The organism is Flavihumibacter sp. CACIAM 22H1 (assembly GCF_001601815.1).
Lineage (GTDB): Bacteria > Bacteroidota > Bacteroidia > Chitinophagales > Chitinophagaceae > Flavihumibacter.
Genome location: NZ_LUKG01000016.1, coordinates 43,235 through 44,658 on the forward strand (window position 1 = coordinate 43,235; position 1,424 = coordinate 44,658).

The 1,424-nt window shown below is 44.2% G+C and carries 1 protein-coding gene and 1 pseudogene; one reads left to right on the top strand and one right to left on the bottom strand.

Annotation, left to right across the window (positions count from 1 at the left end; translation table 11 throughout):
- Nucleotides 1-594, top strand: a pseudogene (locus A1D16_RS06905) (transcriptional regulator); the annotation flags it as partial.
- Nucleotides 595-597: 3 nt separating this feature from the next.
- Here A1D16_RS06905 and A1D16_RS06910 read toward each other — a convergent pair.
- Nucleotides 598-1,424 (bottom strand): SGNH/GDSL hydrolase family protein (locus A1D16_RS06910; RefSeq protein WP_290708607.1); only part of this gene is annotated, 827 nt, incomplete at its 5' end.

Here is a 1,424-nt window from a genome sequence, read left to right on the forward strand (position 1 = left end):
CATTATGTAATTATTCCTCATTTCCTGGAGGGAGGGGAACTGGCTTACCAGGAAATCAATGCAATAGAAAATGCTCAACTCATCCTGCTCGATAAAAAAATTGTTGGTATCAACCGGCCCTTTGGCGCGGTTTATGAAAATTTTGAACGGGATATTTTTTCAGCGCTGGCCAATGCACTACCTGCGCTGCAACGTTACCATACACTGAAAATAATTTTTCCCTCCTACACCTATTTCCCGGATGAAATCTTAAAAGGTTTTCATTCCTTTTGCCGGGAATATGCCTTTCAATACAAAGTGGTTCAGCAGATCCAGGATGAACCGATCGGCGAAGGCGAGGTTTTTATTAACCTCATGGAAGAAGACCTGGTATTGTTGCTGGACAAAATTCAGTCTATGAATTATCAGCCCGGTAAGGAAGTAGGCATCATCTCATATAATGAAACGCCATTAAAACGATTTATTCTGAACGGCATTACAACCATATCAACCAATTTTAAAGAAATGGGAGAAGCAACTGCAAAAATGATTCTTGAGAACGAGTTAAAGGAAATTGAAGTCCCTTTTACGTTAACGCTTCGCCCATCACTGTAATTGTTATTTTTTTAACGCTTCCGCAATACCCTTTTCCACCAACGGCTCCATTAGTTTATACCCCGCTTCGGTGGGGTGAATTCCATCATTTGCCAAATGGGCTGGCAGGCCTTTGCGTTCATCTGCCATCGCTGAAAAATAGTCTACATACACCAGTTTATTTTGCAGTGCGTACTTTTTAAGCAGTGCGTTTAATGCCACAATTTTTCCTGCCGGTTCCATGCCAGGGCGCCAGGGAAAATCAAAAGCTGGCAGAACCGAACAAAGCACTACTTTAATATTATTGGCTCTTGCAATTTCGGCCATGGAAACAATGTTGTCAAAGGTCTGTTCTATGGTCATGGGGCCGGTATTACCAGCTATGTCATTGATGCCTGCCAGTATAACCACCACAGCGGGTTTTAATTGTACTACATCCTGCTTAAAGCGTACTACCATCTGCGGCGTTGTTTGGCCGCTGATACCGCGATTGATGTAGGGCCTGCCGGTAAAAAAAGCCGGGCGACTGTTTTTCCATCCTTCCGTTATGGAGTTACCCATAAAAACCACCCGTTTTTCGCCGGGTTTTAAGATGCCGAGGGCTGCATTATCTTCCGCATATCTTCTTAGGTTAGCCCAATCTTTGCGGTTTAATTCTTCCTGTTCCATGCTGTGTTTTTTCCAGCCTTTATAATCTGTTGATGCTTTCCAGCCGGTTGGATTTGCAGGCCATAACCAGCCATGTTCTGCCATCCAATCGCCCAGCCGTTCAATCCAGCTATCAGCAGGCAGCCCCTGCTTTCGCATTCCAAAACCATGTCCGCCTGCTTCGTACATATGTAATTCAGCAG